Origin of the sequence: Halobacillus campisalis (genome assembly GCF_030345335.1) — a bacterium.
Lineage (GTDB): Bacteria > Bacillota > Bacilli > Bacillales > Halobacillaceae > Halobacillus_A > Halobacillus_A campisalis.
Genome location: NZ_JAPVRC010000005.1, coordinates 126661 through 144873, shown reverse-complemented (window position 1 = coordinate 144873; position 18213 = coordinate 126661). Strand labels below are relative to the sequence as shown.

The window sequence follows — 18213 nt, the reverse complement described above, 5'->3', positions numbered from 1 at the left end:
CCTTTTTCATGAAAAAAATTGATTTTTTTTGAGAGGCTGCACTCTGAAATGAGGAAGGGCCATATGTTAGAATGAAATCAACAGCAAGCTTAAAGGAGGATCACTTGAGTTATGAAGGAATTTGACCAATTTAAAAACAATAAAGAACAAGGCAGCGATAAAAAGAAAAATCAATTTACTATTTTAAAAGATGATTCTACAGACGGCCACGGCGGTTACGGTGTGGGGTCGATCAGCCTGGAGAACATGAGTCCAGTCATCGTCGATCCAAACGAGGAAAAAGCCTATGTGGATATGGGTGCATTGCATGCCAGAAGTGCGGTGGAGAAACGAATCCGCTTCTTAACCGACCGCTCAGAAGTGCCGAATGGTAAATTATATTGGATCACATGGGTGACGGTCGATTATCAAGAAGGCAAGCCTTGCTATCACGGTGTAGCAGGAAGCGAAGTGGTCGTCGACCGTGAAATCAGAAGGGGATACAAGCTTCTTCCAGAGCACGTGAACCATATGGACAAGTCACTGAAAGGCCGGTTTGTCGTCGATCATATGGATGACAAATCAAAGCGGATCCTTGCTGAGTTTTTACGTGATTTTAAACCTCAACTGTGGGATAACTCAGCGCAGGAATTAAAAGACAGCCTGGATGTTTAGAATAGTAAATAACATAGAAAAGAGCGCCTGTATATAAATCCAGGCGCTCTTTTTAATGGTTTTGATGATGCTTTTATCTTGAGGACTCAGTTTCGAGGCATAGTGGGAGTTTAGGGGCTGCGGGAAACGGATCGCTTTCCGTGGGGCGGGCGCTGAGCCTCCTCGAGCTTCGCTCTGTGGGGTCTCACCTGTCCCGCTCATCCCACAGGAGTCTCACCGTTTCCCTCCGCCCCCTTTCCATATAAGTGTCTCGAAACCACTGTAATAATAGGGGATTAATGTAATCGATCGTTCCATATTGTAAGTCTTGCTATAGAACCCTCATTCCAATAGTACAGAGGTAATAGAAGCTGCTCCTTTTGGGTGGAAGATTCATTTTTTCTCTTCCACGTAAGGGTTGAAATGTGAAAAACGGAAGCGCTTCGTTCTGCGGCGTATGGGCTGAGCTATTGCTGGAATCCGCGACTTAGACGTGACCTCGAAAGTCTTCTCTATTCTGATGCGAGGGGGTTCGTTCATTCCATTTTAAATGGGTTGGTTGGGAAGCTGCGAGACTCTCTGTAAAAGCGGAAGCGCTTCGATCAGCGGCGTATGGACTGGACTGAGCTGTCGGAGATAAAGGAAACACGAAGAACGGAGTGATTCGATGTTGACTTATCGTACAGAAGTGAAGGAAGTCTCAGTAGCCGCTAAGCGCTGGAGCTGGATAGTCCCCCATGACGTTTATGAACGAATTCACTTCCTAGACTACGATAAGTGTAAGAGGTGGGAGAAGGAGGTAGGCGAGACCCCGCAGGGCTTTTTAGCCCGACGAAGCTCGCCAGTTCCCCCACAGGAAAGCGAGTAGCTTCCCAACCACCCCTGACTCTTATTACGGAAACGAATCCAGTTTACCTCGAACAAATCTCCAACAAAATTATGGCAAGGCTTTTTTTGCAAATCGCTCGGCAAACGCAAAAATCAATTTTCCGCAAAATACCAGTGTAAGAAATGAAGTTATGTGCTATCATAAGAACAAATGTTCGCATGTAAAAGGAGTGGTAATTATGAATAATCATAACCGGGACCGGGGAACGATCAAATGGACATCGCTTATGCTGCCCGAACACGTCGAAATGATAAAGAAGGTGTGGAAAGAGGATCAGCGGGTGGAAAAAGGAATACTTGATGAGCAAAAGGCTGTGGAAATCGATTTTATTATGCAGCGGGCCTTGCACGATGGCCTGACCGTCGATATCCGTGTCCATAATGGATTCGATTACGAAGAACAGCGTGTGAAAATTAAACACATCCATAAAAGAGAGCGGAAAATTTCAGCGGTACATTGGAAAACAAAAGAGCCGATCACTTTCCAGCTTGAAGAAATTTCAGACATCACCATCGTGTGAAAAAATAATGTTCACAAAATGTTCGAATTTTTTATACTGTAAAATGTTGACTAAGAAGCGTGCGGGGGAATATATTAAGTAACACATGGTTTATACATGTATTTGCTAGGACAGGGAAAACGACCGGTTTATGCCGGTCGTTTTCTCTGTCTTTTTTTATAATTAGGTTACATCGCTAAGCCCTACCAGAACCAATCCACAACGTTTTTGTACCATGGATCATTATTAATCTCTTCTTCAATGTCATTGATATCCGAGTCTTCATTTTCTTTGCACGTTTCTTTAGGAACATCCTTTTTATCCATGTAGACGAGACGCTCTTCGGGACAGGCCGGCCCCGATAATTTACCGGTTTCCGGGTTGATATAGACTCCTTTTAAATCAGCCGGCGGAGCGAAGGCTGAAACCGGAAGCGGCTCATGTATTTTTTCCATCGAGTTCGCCCATAATTCCTTGGAGTACTGGTGATCGCGCTGGACCGTTATTTTCCGGTTATCATCATAGCCGCTCCACACCCCCATGACGTACTGCGGGCTGAAGCCGATCATCCAGCTGTCCGTATCCGTCGTCCCGGACTTTCCGCCGTACATTCGTGTAAGCTGATCGGCGATACTTGAACCTGTGACACTCATGTAACCATTCAGTGCGGGATCGAACATCCCGGTCAGCATGTGAGCGACGGAAAACGCAGCCTTCGGATCGATCGGCTCCCTGTCTTTGTCTTTTGACGACACAGGTTCATATTCATACAAAACCTTCTCACGCTGATCGGTGATTTTTGTAATCGTATGTTTTTGACCGGCCGTCGAACCGCTGGCGAGACGCGAATAGCCTTCCACCATATCGTATAGAGAGATAGAAGCTGTTCCGAGAGCCAGGGAAGGAACAGCCGGATAGTCTCCTTTGAAGCCAAAGTCATGCAGCGTGTCGACGAGTTTTTTCGGACCTAAATCGACGTTCGTTGTCACGGCGTAAATGTTATCAGACAACGCAATCGCCTGGGCCATCGTAATCTCATCATCGGCGTAATAGTTGTTGTAGTTACTCGGTGAATAAGCGTTGCCATCATCCATTTGGAATGAAGTCGGTTTACTTTCGATCATCGTCAGCGGGGTGTAGCCGTTTTTTAATGCGCTGTAGTATAAAAATGGTTTGATTGTTGAACCTACCATGCGTTTCGCCTGAGTCACGCGGTTAAAAGTCGTACTCCCGTAATCTCGTCCGCCTTTCATTGCCGTCACGGCGCCTGTTTCATTATCCATAATGACAGCTGCTGTTTCGATCTCACCAGCCTTGCTGAACTCTTCATCGACCGCTTTCTCAAGCTCAGCCTGATGGTCGGGGTTAAGCGTCGTGTAAATGTGGAAGCCGCCGGACTCTACCTCTTCAACGTCCATATCAAGCACCCGTGCCGCTTCACGAACGACTTCGTCCTGGAAATAAGGCGCTACAGCCTGTGCTTCCTCGGCTGAATGATCGTAATAATCAAGAGAAGCCGTGACCGCCTCGTTTTTCTCAGAACTCGTAATATATTCTAAGTCATTCATTCGCGACAAAATCCGCTCCTGGCGTGTCTCAGCATTCTCAAGATCCGCTAAAGGAGAATAGTAGCTCGGCCCTTTTGGAACCCCGGCCAGCATCGTAGCTTCCGCCAATGTCAGCTCGTCCGCATGCTTATTGAAAAAGTAACGGCTCGCAGATTCAATGCCGTAAGCCCCATGTCCGTAATAAATCGTATTGAGATAGCCTTCGAGAATTTCATCTTTTTCATAAAAAATTTCCAGCCGCATTGCGTAAAAAGCTTCCTTCAGCTTCCTCGTCCACGTTTTCTCATGGGTTAAATATAAGTTGCGCGCATACTGCTGAGTAATCGTACTGGCGCCTTCGACCATTTCCATCGCTTTTATATCCGTTAAAGCGGCCGAGGCGATTCTTTTCAAATCGAAACCGAAATGATTATAAAAACGATGGTCCTCAATCGCAAGAGTCGCCTCGACAAGCTCATCAGGCATGGATTCTAAACTGACCCAGTATCGGTCTTCCCCGCCGTCATGCCCCTTCATAACTTCCCCGTCCGATTGATAATAAATGGTGTTCTGATCCGTTGATAGAGAAGGAGGGCCAAGCATGATGGCATAAGCGAGCGTACCGAGCAGAGCAATCATGCCTAAAAGAACACAAGCCGTCGCTGCTTTGATCCCTCTTTTTGTCCATTTCCAGGATAATCGAATAAATAATAGCATTCTCCTAGTCTCCCACCTGTTATAATTACTATTATTATGGGAGAATCATGGATGAATTAAACATTCTCTTGCTTTTTCCATAGATTGCACTATAATTTGATTGTTTACAGGAATGAAAGGGGAAGTCATGAATGGCTACATGGTTTACAGAAAAACAAACCGACAGCTTCGGCATCACCGCCAAAGTGAACCGGTCTTTGCATAAAGAACAAACAGATTTTCAAGAGCTCGAAATGCTCGAAACCGAAGAATGGGGGAATATGCTCGTCCTCGACGACATGGTGATGACGACTGAAAAAGATGAATTCGTCTACCACGAAATGCTGGCTCACGTCCCGTTGTTCAGTCATCCGAGTCCGAAGAAAGTTCTCGTCGTCGGCGGGGGAGACGGAGGCGTCATCCGCGAAGTATTAAAGCACGAAAGCGTAGAAAAAGCTGTTCTCGTTGAAATTGACGGAAAAGTGATCGAGTACTCCAAGCAGTACCTCCCGTCCATCGCCGGCACATTAGACGACCCTCGTGTAGACGTGCAAGTCGATGACGGCTTCATGCATATTGCCAAAAGCGAACGCGAATACGATGTCATCATGGTTGACTCAACAGAACCCGTAGGACCTGCCGTGAACTTGTTCACGAAAGGATTTTACGAAGGCATCGCAAACGCACTCAAAGAAGACGGCATCTTTGTCGCGCAGACAGATAACCCGTGGTTCAAAGCCGATCTGATTCGTCAGGCGTATGCGGACATTAAAGAAACATTCCCGATCACCAAAATATACACAGCTAACATCCCGACCTATCCAAGTGGCCTGTGGACGTTTACGTTGGGAAGCAAAATCTATGATCCAACGCAAGTGAAACCCGAGCGCTTCACCGACATGGATACGAAATACTACACAAGCGAACTGCACAACGCTTCATTCGCGCTGCCGAAGTTCGTAAAAGATCTCACCGAATAAACGGTGACAAAGGGGGATAACTATGCGCTTTGACGAAGCCTATTCAGGCAAAGTCTTCATCATGAGCCGCGCCACCGAAGAAGAAGCACAAGCCGTCATTTACGGCATGCCGATGGATTATACCGTCAGCTTCCGACCAGGCTCACGCTTCGGCCCGAACCGTATCCGTGAGGCTTCCATCGGCCTGGAAGAATACAGCCCATATCTCGACCGCCACCTCGAAGACATCGCCTATCACGATGCCGGCGACCTCCTGTTCCCATTCGGAAACGCCCAGAGAAGCCTCGACATCATCGAGGACTACATCCAGGAACTTTTGGAAAAAGGGAAGTTTCCGATCGGACTCGGCGGAGAGCATCTCGTCAGCTGGCCGGTCATTAAGGCGTTTAACGAAACGCTGTCTAATCTGAAGATTATCCACATCGATGCCCATGCCGACCTGAGAGAGGAGTACGAAGGAGAAGTCCTTTCCCATTCCACTCCGATCAGGAAAGCGTGCGAACTGCTTGGGCCGGAGAACGTTTACTCCTTCGGCATCCGTTCAGGCATGCGCGAAGAATTCCAGTATGCCAAAGAGAGCGGCATGCACATGTACCGTTACGAAGTCCTTGAACCGCTGAAGCGCGTACTTCCTGATCTTGCGGGAGACAATGTGTACGTCACGATCGACATCGACGTGCTCGATCCTGCCTTCGCTCCTGGGACAGGCACCGCGGAAGCCGGAGGCATTTCATCCAAAGAACTGCTTGCGGCCATCCACGAAATTGCCGGTTCTGACGTTAATGTCGTCGGCTGTGACCTCGTAGAAGTGGCTCCGGCTTACGATCCGACAGAGCAGACGGCTATTGCGGCAAGTAAATTCATCCGTGAAATGCTTTTAGGTTTTGTGAAATAAATGATAGAATAGAAAGGAATCCGTTGCGGTTATGTAGCGGGTTTTTTTCATTGGAGTCAAATGAACTTGATATAAAGGAGATACTATCCCTATGAATAAAAAGATGATTACATTTACGAGCGTGTATGCTCTGATCATGGCAGCGTTGCTCGTCCTGACGTTTCTCTATGATTGGAATCCTTCCGGATACAGTTTTGAAGGGAACGGGTCGACCGTGAGTATAAAGCAAGGCGTTTCTGGTGAAGAAATGGGGCAGGCCGATCTGGCCGAGGACACGTCCGGAATTCTGCTGTTCCAGGCAGCGGTTCAGGATGTGAAGGCTCACTGGCAGCAGGATCTTATTGTAATTTCCTTGTTGTTTCCATTAATACTTTTCTCCCTGTTCAAGGAAACCCAGCCGTTTAAAGAAATATTTCCGCACAAGTGGTTCGTGACGATGACAATTGCGATTATCGTAATATATGCTGTCGCTACCGTGCCATCGTATGTTGGAGAAATCCAGTCCGTCCATGACAGGGCCGAAGTCCTTTTAAACGACGGGACTTGAGTTTTCCTCGTGAAGTTCTTATAATGTAAAGGTTAAAGACGTACGTAAAGCTAAGGAGCGATACAATGACAGCGAAGGATGTACGAGTCAAGCTTGTGACCGAGATCAGAGATGCCGATCGTAAAGAAGAGATCACGATGTCCGAGCCAGGGCAGTATTTCTCGCGAGGAGAAACGGAAGTAGTCAAGTTTACAGAGCACCCTGAAGAAGGTGAACCGGTCAACACCATGGTGACCGTAAAGCCGGGACATGTAAGCATTAAACGCACAGGCGGAGTGGACATGCGCCAAGTGTTTCAAAAGCAGCTGGAAACAGAAAATATTTATCATCATACCTATGGTGATTTTCATATGAAGACATTTACAGACCAAATCGAGTACCGCTCACTGGAGGAGGCGTCTCGTGGGCGTCTGTTTATCAGTTATCAAATGACATTGAACCATGAAGTGACACAGCGGCACCGGTTGACGCTTATTATTGAGGAGGAAAGCGAATGAATATTGTAGAGCAGACGGAACAAAAATTAAAGGATGAAATCGTCCGTGCCGTGAAGGAAGCGGGGTTAGCATCAGATGAAGAGATGCCGGTCGTCGTTTTAGAGCAGCCGAAAGATAAGTCCCACGGCGATTACGCCACGAACATGGCGATGCAGCTGGCACGCGTTGCGAAAAAGAACCCGCGTCAGATTGCGGAGGAGCTTGTAGAAAAGTTCGACCGTTCGAAAGCCTCTATCGAAAAAATGGAAGTCGCGGGGCCTGGATTCATCAATTTTTATATGAACAATGAATATTTGACCGACCTTGTCCCGACGATCCTTGAAGCTGAAGAAAACTATGGCCGTACGGAAATCGGGAAAGGCCATAAGATCCAGGTCGAGTTCGTATCTGCGAACCCGACAGGAACGCTTCACTTAGGTCATGCGCGCGGAGCGGCTGTCGGTGATTCTCTATGTAATGTGCTCGACGCCGCCGGATATGATGTGTCCAGAGAGTACTATATTAATGATGCCGGAAACCAAATGGCGAACTTGGCTCTTTCTGTCGAAGCCCGCTACATGCAGGCACTAGGGAAAGAGTGGGATATGCCGGAAGATGGATACCACGGCAAAGATATCATCGAACTCGGAAAGCAGTTGGCCGAAGCTGATGGAGAGAAGTGGGTCGACGCTGCTGAGGAAGACCGTCTCGATTTCTTCCGTTCGTACGGATTGAAGTTCGAACTTGATAAAATCAAAAATGACCTGGAAGAATTCCGTGTTCCTTTTGACGAATGGTTCTCAGAAACTTCCCTTTACGAAGGCAACCAAATCAAGGATGCGTTAAAGGTTCTGGAAGAGAAAAACTACGTCTATGAGAAAGACGATGCTACCTGGTTTGAAACGACGAAGTTCAGCGACGACAAAGACCGTGTTCTTATCAAAAATGATGGAACGTATACGTATTTGACTCCGGATATTGCTTATCACAAAAATAAGCTGGACCGTGGATTTGATACGTTGATCAATATTTGGGGAGCTGATCACCATGGCTACATTCCGAGGATGAAAGCCGCCATTCAGGCTCTTGGATACAGCGAAGAAACGCTTGAAGTCGAAATCATCCAAATGGTCAACCTGTTCCAGGACGGAGAAAAAGTGAAAATGAGCAAGCGTACAGGAAAAGCCGTCACCCTCCGCGAACTGATGGAAGAAGTCGGCATCGACGCCATGCGTTATTTCTTCTCCATGCGCTCAAGTGACTCTCACCTTGATTTCGACATGGATCTTGCTCGCTCAGAGTCTAATGAAAACCCGGTCTATTACGTTCAGTACGCCCACGCCCGCATTTGCACGATGATAGGGCAGGCGGTAGACAAAGGACTAGCCGCCGGTGAATTCAACGGCACCCAGCTTTCTTCAGAAAAAGAAGAAGACCTGCTTAAGCGTCTAGGCGAATTCCCGCAGATCGTCGCTGATGCAGCAGAGAAACGGACACCGCACCGCGTCACGCAGTACGCCTTCGATCTAGCTTCGAACCTGCACAGCTTCTACAACGCTGAAAAGGTTATCGATGCTGAACATCCAGAGCGTACCGTTGCCCGTGTAGCGCTTATGAAAGCTGTCCGCATCACGCTCCAAAACGCCCTTGGTCTTATTGGGGTATCTGCACCGGAGAAAATGTAGGAAAAGATACAATTTATTCGATGCCTTTCTCATTTTCATGTTGATATTCAAATAAGCTCTTTTTCTTGAATACTAAGTTTCGAAATATTTTTAGAAAGTTTCCGTGAAAATAGTAGAGCTTGAAGGTCCGGGAAATCACTCGCTTTCCATGGGCGTACGGTGAGCTTCCTCGGGCTGACGCCCTGTGGGATCTCACCATGTACTGTTCTCCCATAGGAGTCTCGCAATTTCCCGGACCTTCTTGCGTTTGTTAAGATAACGGAAACACTGATGAGCTGCTTCAAGCGGGAAAAGCTAGAACCGCAAAATGCTTCTTTTATACAGATTAAGGAAAAGTAACTCTCCGGTACCAAGGATTCATTCTATTTTGAATGAAGTGGTTGGGAAACGAAGAGACTTCTTTGGTGAAAGCGATAGCGCTTTGGTCAGTTGCCTTTAGACTGGATAGAGCCACAGCCACCTAGAATCTTTAGCAAGAAATTCTTATCCACGAAGGCATTCACAGTTGTTGGTCTATATTCTTGCTCTCTCATTTGATAAAGGGTTCGGGAAAACGGCGAGACTCCTGCGGGAATGGATGGACTGGCTAGACCCCACAGAGCTTTAGCTCGAGGAGGCTGGCCGTCATCCCCGCGGAAAGGGAGTCGTTTTCCCGAACCCTTTCCGCCAACTAACAATTAGGAACCATAACTTAAAAATAAAAAAATAAATATACAAAACAATCCGCCTCTCATACAATAAGGAGGCGGCTTTTTTACGTTGATCAAAAACGGACAAGTTGGAAATAGTAAAGTAAAGGAGGATTCATCATGAAAGAAGTAGCATTAGCTTTGCTTGCAGGATTTATTGTCGGAGCTATTTTTGCAGCATTCAAATTACCGATTCCTGCACCACCCGCTTTAGCAGGGGTAGCAGGAATCGTTGGCATTTATTTAGGTTTTAAATTCATCGCATGGGCTGGCCCGTCGATTACATCGATTTTCAATTAACTCTATAAAAGAGGACGGAAAACTTTAGCGATTTGTTCTTTCATTTTCATAGAGAATGGACGATTTTTGATCCATTCCTCATCCAGCCGCACGGAATCCCGGACGTCATCCAGATAGGCGCTGCGCAGGTCCTCGACAAATTCATCTTCATAAATGTACATGTTCACTTCTTTGTTCAAATATAAACTGCGGCGGTCAAAGTTGGCGGTGCCTAAATAAGCAAAAGTGCGGTCGACCATCATGACTTTGGCATGATAAAAGCCGGCGTCAAAAAAGCTGACATTCCCGCCATGACGAGCCAGCTCGTACATGTAGGGCAGTCCTGCTTCTTTTACCAGCGGGTGGTCGGGCTTCATCGGAATCATGATGTGGATGTTTACACCACGGTCGATCGCTTCTTTTAAGGCTGCTAACAGCATATTTGTAGGAATGAAGTAAGGCGTACCGATGAAAATCTCCTGTCTCGCATTTTGGATCATTTCAAAATACTCATCTTCAAGCTCTCCACCGTCTGTAGCTACGATGCGCACCGTATGTTCTCCATCTCGGTTCCGAATGAAAGGGTGGTCGTTTTCTTTAGTCGCCAGTCCCCAGTCATCCAGAAATGTGCGCTGTAAGTCAGAAACGACCGGTCCTGTGACACGCAGGTGATAATCCCGCCAATCCTGGAACATCGAGCTGTCACCCATGTACACCCGTCCCACATTATATCCACCTACATAGCCGATTTTTCCATCAATCACCGAAATCTTACGGTGATTTCTCCGGTTCAATTTATAAAAGAAGTACGGAAAGCCTGGCGTTTCTGCGAATTTAAACTGCACGCCCGCTTTTCTTAAGTCGTGCCGTATTTTTTTGTTAATCTGGTAGCTTCCCATCCGGTCTGCCAACAATCGGACTTCTGCTCCTTCTTTTGCTTTCTTCTTTAACGCGTCTAATAATTTACGCCCGGCTTTATCGTTGTTTATGACATAAAAAAATACATCGACATTATGTTTAGCGTTAGCGATGTCCTGACAAAGATCTTCGTACAAGGGAGAGCCATTTTTATACAGCTGGTAATTTCCCGTCGTGATGGAATGGGGCAAGTAACGTACTTTTTTTAAATGATCTTTTCGTCCTAATTTGAAATCTATAATGATTAGTAAAATAAGTAGAATGATGGCAATTGCTATCGAACTTATAATCAATGTGAAGCCTCCTCTTGAACAGTATGGATAGTATTCCCTATTTTTCCTTTAGTCGAACATGAAATTTTTTGGAAATATGTTGACTGAATGCTCATTCATAATTTATAGTAAAGCTATAAGATTCAGAAAATTTCTGGTCGAACAACGCAGAGGGGGAGAACATATGAATCCGTTGTTAATCGCCAATTGGATTTTATTCATAGGGGTGACGGTTTACGGTTTATACTTATTCGTTCGAGTCGTACGTACGAGGATCGAGTACATCAAAATGGGACGGAAATTTGAATTTGATGGGGAAATCAAGCAGCGTCTCAATAAAGTGCTTGTGAATGTTTTCGGGCAGAAGAAATTGTTAAAGGACAAGAAGTCCGGTATTATCCATGTGATGTTTTTCTACGGCTTTATTCTTGTCCAGTTCGGTGCTATTGATTTTATTTGGAAAGGGCTGGCACCTGATTCACACTTGCCGCTTGGACCTTTTTATCCTGGTTTCACTTTTTTCCAGGAGCTTGTAACACTGATGATTCTCGTAGCGGTAGTATGGGCGTTCCACCGTCGCTATGTTGAAAAGCTTGTCCGCTTAAAGCGCGGGTTTAAAGCAGGATTAGTTCTTTTATTCATTGGAGGACTTATGGTATCGGTCCTTGTAGGAAACGGTATGGGAATGATCTGGCACGGCCATGAAGGTACGTGGACAGAGCCTGTTGCGAGCATTATTGCAAACGCTTTCGGGTGGATGCCGCCAGTGGCAGCTGCTTCTGTGTTTTTCATTATGTGGTGGATCCATACATTGATCTTACTGACGTTCCTCGTGTACGTGCCGCAATCGAAACACGCACATTTAATTGCAGCACCGGTCAACACGTTCTTAACACGTCTGGACCCTCCAGGAAAATTAAAGACAATCGATTTTGAAATCGACGAAGAAGCAGATGAAGAGGATGTTTCATTTGGTGTAGGGAAAATCGAGGATTTCAGCCAGCTTCAGATGATCGACTTATATGCCTGCGTTGAATGCGGGCGCTGTACGAATGTATGTCCAGCGTCAGGGTCCGGAAAAATGCTGTCGCCAATGGACTTGATCATTAAGCTGCGTGATCACCTGACAGAAAAAGGTGCAGCTGTCACAGGTCAGGCGCCGTGGGTCCCGTCATACGCTTTTTCAGGAACGGACGGTAACACGCTTGCCCAAATGGCTCGTGCACAAGGTACAGATGAAGCGGCTGCTGCTTTAGGGGATGTTCATAATAAAAGCTTAATCGGGGACGTCATTACAGAAGAAGAACTGTGGGCTTGTACGACATGCCGTAACTGTGAAGATGCCTGCCCGGTCATGAACGAACACGTTGATAAAATCATTGACCTGCGCCGCTATCTCGTACTGACGGAAGGGAAAATGGATACCGACGGACAGCGCGCGATCATGAATATCGAACGTCAAGGTAATCCTTGGGGACTTTCTAAAAAGGATCGTGAAAACTGGCGCGATGCAGAAGAAGAGGTTCATATTCCGACAGTGAAAGAATTGAAAAAATCCGGTGAAGAGTTCGACTACTTGTTCTGGGTAAGCTCAATGGGCTCTTACGATAACCGCAGCCAGAAAATCGCAATGGCGTTTGCGAAGCTGATGAATGAAGCGGGCATCAAATTTGCGATTTTAGGCAATAAAGAACAGAACTCAGGCGATACAGCCCGCCGGATGGGGAATGAGTTCCTTTTTCAAGAGCTGGCCGAAAAAAATATTAAAGAGTTCGAGAAAAATGATGTGAAGAAAATCATTACGATCGATCCGCACGCATACAACATTTTCAAAAATGAATATCCGGATCTAGGTTTTGAAGCGGAAGTATATCATCATACGGAAATGCTGGCTGAATGGTTGAAAGACGGCCGTCTGAAACCAGACGCTGAAGTGAATGAAACGATTACGTATCACGACAGCTGTTACCTCGGCCGCTACAACGAAGTGTATCAGCCGCCGCGCGATGTGCTTGAAATGATTCCGGGCGTTAAAGTGGTTGAAATGAAGCGCAATCGTTCAAATGGTATGTGCTGTGGAGCCGGCGGCGGAATGATGTGGATGGAAGAAAAATCCGGAAACCGCATGAACGTCGCTCGTACAGAACAGGCACTCGAAGTAGAGCCGACCATGATCTCAAGCGGCTGCCCATTCTGTTTGACAATGCTGTCTGACGGAACAAAAGCAAAAGAAGTCGAAGAAAAAGTAAGCACAATGGACATCGCTGAGATTTTAGCAAAATCAATCTTTCCTGAAAAGAAAGAAAAAACAGCCGTCTGATTTAAGCAGCAAAACAAAACAAAATTAGAAAAAAATAGTGGAAAGTGTACAGAATCTTTTGTACACTTTCCTTATGGAAACAAATCGAGCGAGCGTTCAATCACCTACCCAAAAATGAAAGCGTTGTCACAAGAAAAGCGGAGGCGAGCGGTAGGACCGGACGTATAAGCAAGGCGATGAAGTGAAGTGTTCTTTCTTCACGTAATCGAATTGCTTATATCGAAAGGTCCTGCGAGCCAGAGCTGGACAGCAGAAAAGCGGAGGCGAGCGGTATCTTAAGGAAGATCGACTAAGAACGCCACATCCTGTGGCAACGTCGATCTGACCCCCGTCGTGTGGGCCCAAGCAAGGCGATGAAGTGAAGTGTTCTTTCTTCACGTAATCGAATTGCTTATATCGAAAGATCCTGCGAGCCGGAGCTGGACACAAGAAAAGCGGAAGCGGCCTGGTATTAAGGAAGATCGACTAAGAACGCCACACCTTGCCCCCAATAAAGATAGACAATAAAGAGGAGGAACTCAATATGCGTAAAACAGTAATCGTGTCAGGAGCAAGAACCCCTTTTGGAAAATTCGGCGGCGGTTTAGCTCCGCTGACAGCGTCACAGCTTGGCGGAATCGTCATTAAAGAAGCGATCAACAGAGCTAACGTAAAACCGGAAGAGATCGATGAAGTCATTATGGGAAGTGTTTTGCAAGGCGGACAGGGACAGCTGCCTTCACGTCAGGCCTCTCGAGAAGCTGGAGTTCCGTGGGATGTGAAAACAGAAACGGTGAATAAAGTGTGTGCTTCCGGAATGCGGAGTGTGACGATGGGCGATCAGTTCATCCGCCTCGGTGAAGAAGAAATCATCGTAGCAGGCGGGATGGAAAGCATGAGCAACGCGCCGTATTTCATGCCGAAAGCACGCTGGGGTCTGCGCATGGGAGATGCTCCTGTGAAGGATATGATGGTCCATGATGGGTTGACGTGTTCGTTTGAAAATGTCCATATGGGCAATTACGGCAACCGTACGGCGGAGAAGTTCGAGTTGTCCCGGGAAGCGCAGGATGAGTGGGCTTATCAAAGTCATCAGCGCTCCAGTGCCGCGATTGATTCCGGAAAAATGGCGGAGGAGATCGTACCGGTGGAAGTGCCTCAGCGCAAAGGGGAGCCGAAGGTCATCGATGTTGATGAAGCTCCGCGTCGTGACACGACCGTAGAAGCGCTCAGTAAGCTGCGTCCTGTATTTGATTCGACAGGTACCATTACGGCAGGAAATGCGCCCGGGGTGAACGACGGAGCGGCGGCGATGCTGCTGATGTCAGACGAAAAAGCTTCTGAGCTAGGGGTGGAACCACTGGCCACTATATTGGCCCACGATGAAATTGCGGTTGAAGCGCAGGATTTTCCGGAAACGCCAGGTCTCGTCATAAATAAACTACTTAAAAAAGCTGGCAAATCGATCGAGGACATCGATTTGTTCGAAGTGAATGAAGCATTCGCAGCAGTATCACTGGCCAGCAGTGAAATCGCCGGCCTTGACCCTGAAAAAGTGAACGTCAACGGCGGTGCGGTCGCTTTAGGTCACCCGATCGGCGCGAGTGGTGCGAGAGTTTTATTAACACTCGCTTATGAATTAAAGCGGCGCGGCGGCGGATTAGGCATTGCTTCTATCTGTTCCGGCGGCGGGCAAGGCGATGCGGTTCTCATTGAAGTTGCAGGAGGACGATACTAATGTCGATTAATAAAGTGATGGTCATCGGAGCCGGACAAATGGGAGCGGGAATTGCGCAAGTGTTCGCCCAGGCCGGCTTACACGTCAAGCTCAACGACATGAACGGGGAAGCGCTGAAAAAAGGAATGTCAGGCATCGAAAAGCGCCTGAACCGTGCGGTGGAAAAAGAAAAAATGTCTGCCAGCGAAAAAGAAGAGGCGTGGAACAACCTTGAATCCACTACAGATCTACGTGAAGCTTCCGATTGTGATTTAGTCATTGAAGCCGTTGTCGAAAGCATGGATATTAAAACACAAGTTTTTCAAACATTGGATGAAGTTACACCCGAGCACGCCATTTTAGCTTCCAACACGTCTTCTCTGCCGATAACAGAAATCGCAGCGGTGACAAAAAGGCCTTCTCAGGTAATCGGTATGCATTTCATGAACCCGGTGCCGGTCATGAAGCTCGTCGAAATCATCAGAGCCTTGCAAACGAGTGAAGAGACGTACGAGGCGATCGAAGAGATGAGCAAAAAGCTCGGGAAAACACCGGTGGAAGTGAATGATTATCCGGGGTTCGTATCTAACAGGATTTTGATGCCGATGATCAACGAAGCGATTTACACCGTGTACGAAGGGGTGTCGTCTGTTGAAGATGTTGACACCGTTATGAAGCTCGGCATGAACCATCCGATGGGGCCGTTGCAGCTTGCCGATTTTATCGGTCTTGATACATGTTTATACATTATGGAAGTACTGCACGATGGGTTCGGTGACAGCAAGTACCGCCCGTGTCCACTACTTAGACAATACGTGAAAGCCGGCTGGCTTGGTAAAAAGTCAGGCCGCGGATTTTACAGCTACGAATAACGGGTGAGGGAGAGAAACCACATGAATCTGCAGTTTACGGATGAACAGCTAATGCTGCAAAAAATGGTCCGGGATTTTGCCGAAAAAGAAGTAGAACCAGCGATTGAAAGAATGGAGCGTGAGGACCGTTTTCCGGCTGAACTTGTCCGTCGTATGGGGGAACTCGGTTTGATGGGAATTCCTATTCCTGAACAGTACGGCGGATCGGAAATGGATTATACATCCTACGTGATGGCCATTCATGAAATATCGAAGGTGAGCGCTACGCTTGGCGTCATCTTATCCGTGCACACCTCTGTCGGAACGAATCCGATTCTATTTTTCGGAACTGAAGAACAGAAACAGAAGTACATTCCAAAGCTTGCTTCTGGAGAATATTTAGGAGCCTTTGCCCTGACAGAACCGAGCGCAGGATCGGATGCCGGCAGTTTGAAAACGCGGGCAGAAAAGAAAGACGATCACTACGTGCTGAACGGTGAAAAAATCTTCATTACCAATGGGGGAGCGGCCGATACGTTTATCGTGTTTGCCCGCACGAATCGAGATGAAAAACGGGGCAGAGGAGTCAGCGCCTTCATTATCGAACGCGATACGCCTGGATTTACGGTCGGAAAAGCGGAAAGGAAAATGGGCATGCACGGATCAAGTACCGTTTCCTTAAGCTTCGATCAATGTAAGGTCCATGAGTCGCAGCTTCTTGGTAAGGAAGGGGAAGGTTTTAAAATTGCACTTGCCAACTTGAACACAGGCCGGATCGGTATCGCTGCGCAGTCACTCGGCATAGCAGAAGCAGCCCTCGAGCATGCGGTCGCTTATGCAAAAGAACGGGAACAATTCGGGAAACCAATCGCCCAGCATCAGGGGATTGGTTTTAAACTAGCGGATATGGCGACGGATGTGGAAGCGTCGAAACTATTAGTCTATCAAGCGGCATCCTTGCATGGATCAGGAAAGAAATGCGGTAAGGAAGCCTCAATGGCGAAGTTATTCGCTTCAAGAGCAGCCGTTCAAACGTCGATTGAAGCGGTTCAAGTCCACGGAGGTTACGGATATACCGAGGATTATGCCGTCGAACGATTTTTCCGTGACGCCAAAGTTTGCGAGATATATGAAGGTACGAGCGAAATTCAGCGCATCGTCATCAGTAATCACTTAACGAAAGATTAGGAGGCACATGATATGAATTTTTCACTGACCGAAGAACAGGAAATGCTTAGAAAAATGGTCCGCGACTTCGCCAAAAAGGAAGTCGAACCGACAGCGGCAGAACGTGACGAAGAGGAGCGGTTCGACCGCGAAATTTTTGACAAAATGGCGGAGCTCGGACTGACTGGAATTCCGTGGCCCGAAGAATACGGAGGGATTGGCTCGGATTTCGTCAGCTACGTTATTGCCGTGGAAGAACTGTCCCGTGTCTGCGCTTCTACAGGAGTGACGCTCTCTGCACACATCTCGTTAGCGAGCTGGCCGATTTATAAATTCGGCAATGAACAGCAGAAGAAGACGTTCCTTGCCCAGCTCGCAAGTGGAGAAAAGCTTGGAGCTTATGCGCTTTCTGAACCGGGAGCGGGCAGTGATGTCTCTTCCATGCGCACACAAGCCAAATTGGACGGCGATCATTACGTCTTAAACGGAAGCAAAGTGTGGATAACAAACGGAGGCGTAGGGGATATTTACATCGTGTTTGCCAAAACCGATCCTGAAGCAGGCAGCCGCGGGGTCAGTGCTTTTATTGTTGAAAAAGGAACCCCTGGATTCACCTTCGGGAAAAAGGAGAAAAAACTCGGCATCCGCTCATCTCCGACAACGGAGCTGGTTTTCGAAGATTGCCGGATTCCTAAGGAAAATCTGCTTGGCGATGAAGGGCAGGGCTTTAAAATCGCAATGATGACACTTGACGGCGGGCGTAACGGAATCGCTGCGCAAGCCGTAGGAATCGCCCAGGGAGCTCTCGATGAATCGGTCAACTATGCAAAAGAACGCGAGCAGTTCGGGAAACCGATTGCCCAGCATCAGGGAATTTCTTTCAAAATTGCCGATATGGCGACTGAAACCGAAGCAGCTCGCCTGCTTACCTACCAGGCTGCTTACTTAGAATCAGAAGGAAAGCCATACGCCAAGGCTTCCGCGATGGCGAAGCTTTATGCGGGTGATGCCGCAATGCGCATTACAGTTGAAGCGGTACAGGTTCACGGCGGTTACGGCTATACGAAGGATTATCCTGTGGAACGCTATATGCGCGATGCGAAGATTACGCAGATTTATGAAGGAACGAATGAAATCCAGCGCTTAGTTATCGGTCGAATGGTGACTAAATAAA

15 protein-coding genes are annotated in these 18213 nt (G+C 47.3%); 13 read left to right on the top strand and 2 right to left on the bottom strand.

The features are described from left to right. Positions 1-111 precede the first annotated feature (111 nt). Both O2Q26_RS12145 and O2Q26_RS12140 read left to right on the top strand, forming a co-directional pair. Positions 112-654, top strand: a complete 543-nt coding sequence (locus tag O2Q26_RS12145) for a YwhD family protein (protein WP_289216154.1) — start codon at positions 112-114, stop codon at positions 652-654. A gap of 1046 nt (positions 655-1700) precedes the next feature. Further along, positions 1701-2042, top strand: a complete 342-nt coding sequence (locus O2Q26_RS12140; RefSeq protein WP_289216153.1) for a YolD-like family protein — start codon at positions 1701-1703, stop codon at positions 2040-2042. Between the two features lie 182 nt (positions 2043-2224). On the opposite strand, the gene O2Q26_RS12135 is transcribed toward O2Q26_RS12140, so the two are convergent. Then, complete coding sequence (locus O2Q26_RS12135; RefSeq protein WP_289216152.1) at positions 2225-4285, bottom strand: transglycosylase domain-containing protein; 2061 nt, start codon at positions 4283-4285, stop codon at positions 2225-2227. 131 nt (positions 4286-4416) lie between these two features. Here O2Q26_RS12135 and speE point away from each other — a divergent pair, with 131 nt between their 5' ends. The 6 genes from speE to O2Q26_RS12105 all read left to right on the top strand — a co-directional run bounded on the left by speE (position 4417) and on the right by O2Q26_RS12105 (position 9836). Continuing rightward, entirely contained in the window at positions 4417-5244 is an 828-nt protein-coding gene (speE, locus tag O2Q26_RS12130) for a polyamine aminopropyltransferase (RefSeq protein ID WP_289216151.1), read from the top strand. 22 nt (positions 5245-5266) lie between these two features. Then, positions 5267-6139: an agmatinase gene (gene speB, locus O2Q26_RS12125; protein WP_289216150.1), complete on the top strand. Its 873-nt coding sequence runs from the start codon at positions 5267-5269 to the stop codon at positions 6137-6139. Between the two features lie 91 nt (positions 6140-6230). Continuing rightward, complete coding sequence (locus O2Q26_RS12120; RefSeq protein WP_289216149.1) at positions 6231-6686, top strand: hypothetical protein; 456 nt, start codon at positions 6231-6233, stop codon at positions 6684-6686. A gap of 65 nt (positions 6687-6751) precedes the next feature. Further along, positions 6752-7183: a YwiB family protein gene (locus O2Q26_RS12115; RefSeq protein WP_253937449.1), complete on the top strand. Its 432-nt coding sequence runs from the start codon at positions 6752-6754 to the stop codon at positions 7181-7183. Beyond that, complete coding sequence (argS, locus tag O2Q26_RS12110) at positions 7180-8847, top strand: arginine--tRNA ligase (protein ID WP_289216148.1); 1668 nt, start codon at positions 7180-7182, stop codon at positions 8845-8847. The genes O2Q26_RS12115 and argS overlap by 4 nt, the downstream gene beginning before the upstream one ends. An 809-nt stretch (positions 8848-9656) precedes the next feature. After that, positions 9657-9836 (top strand): XapX domain-containing protein, encoded by a 180-nt coding sequence (locus O2Q26_RS12105; RefSeq protein ID WP_253937157.1) that lies wholly within the window; start codon positions 9657-9659, stop codon positions 9834-9836. A gap of 2 nt (positions 9837-9838) precedes the next feature. Here O2Q26_RS12105 and cls read toward each other — a convergent pair whose 3' ends face one another. Next, positions 9839-11026 (bottom strand): cardiolipin synthase, encoded by a 1188-nt coding sequence (gene cls / locus O2Q26_RS12100; protein WP_289216147.1) that lies wholly within the window; start codon positions 11024-11026, stop codon positions 9839-9841. Positions 11027-11189: 163 nt separating this feature from the next. Between cls and O2Q26_RS12095 the strand changes: the two genes are divergently transcribed. The 5 genes from O2Q26_RS12095 (at position 11190) to O2Q26_RS12075 (ending at position 18212) form a co-directional block, all read left to right on the top strand. Then, positions 11190-13325, top strand: a complete 2136-nt coding sequence (locus O2Q26_RS12095) for a heterodisulfide reductase-related iron-sulfur binding cluster (RefSeq protein WP_289216146.1) — start codon at positions 11190-11192, stop codon at positions 13323-13325. 523 nt (positions 13326-13848) lie between these two features. After that, positions 13849-15042, top strand: a complete 1194-nt coding sequence (locus O2Q26_RS12090) for an acetyl-CoA C-acetyltransferase (RefSeq protein ID WP_289216145.1) — start codon at positions 13849-13851, stop codon at positions 15040-15042. After that, positions 15042-15893 (top strand): 3-hydroxybutyryl-CoA dehydrogenase, encoded by an 852-nt coding sequence (locus tag O2Q26_RS12085; protein ID WP_289216144.1) that lies wholly within the window; start codon positions 15042-15044, stop codon positions 15891-15893. The genes O2Q26_RS12090 and O2Q26_RS12085 overlap by 1 nt, the downstream gene beginning before the upstream one ends. 21 nt (positions 15894-15914) lie before the next feature. Further along, on the top strand, positions 15915-17060 hold the full coding sequence (locus O2Q26_RS12080) for an acyl-CoA dehydrogenase (protein ID WP_289216143.1): 1146 nt from the start codon (positions 15915-15917) through the stop codon (positions 17058-17060). Between the two features lie 12 nt (positions 17061-17072). Continuing rightward, positions 17073-18212 (top strand): acyl-CoA dehydrogenase, encoded by a 1140-nt coding sequence (locus O2Q26_RS12075; protein ID WP_289216142.1) that lies wholly within the window; start codon positions 17073-17075, stop codon positions 18210-18212. Position 18213 lies beyond the last annotated feature (1 nt).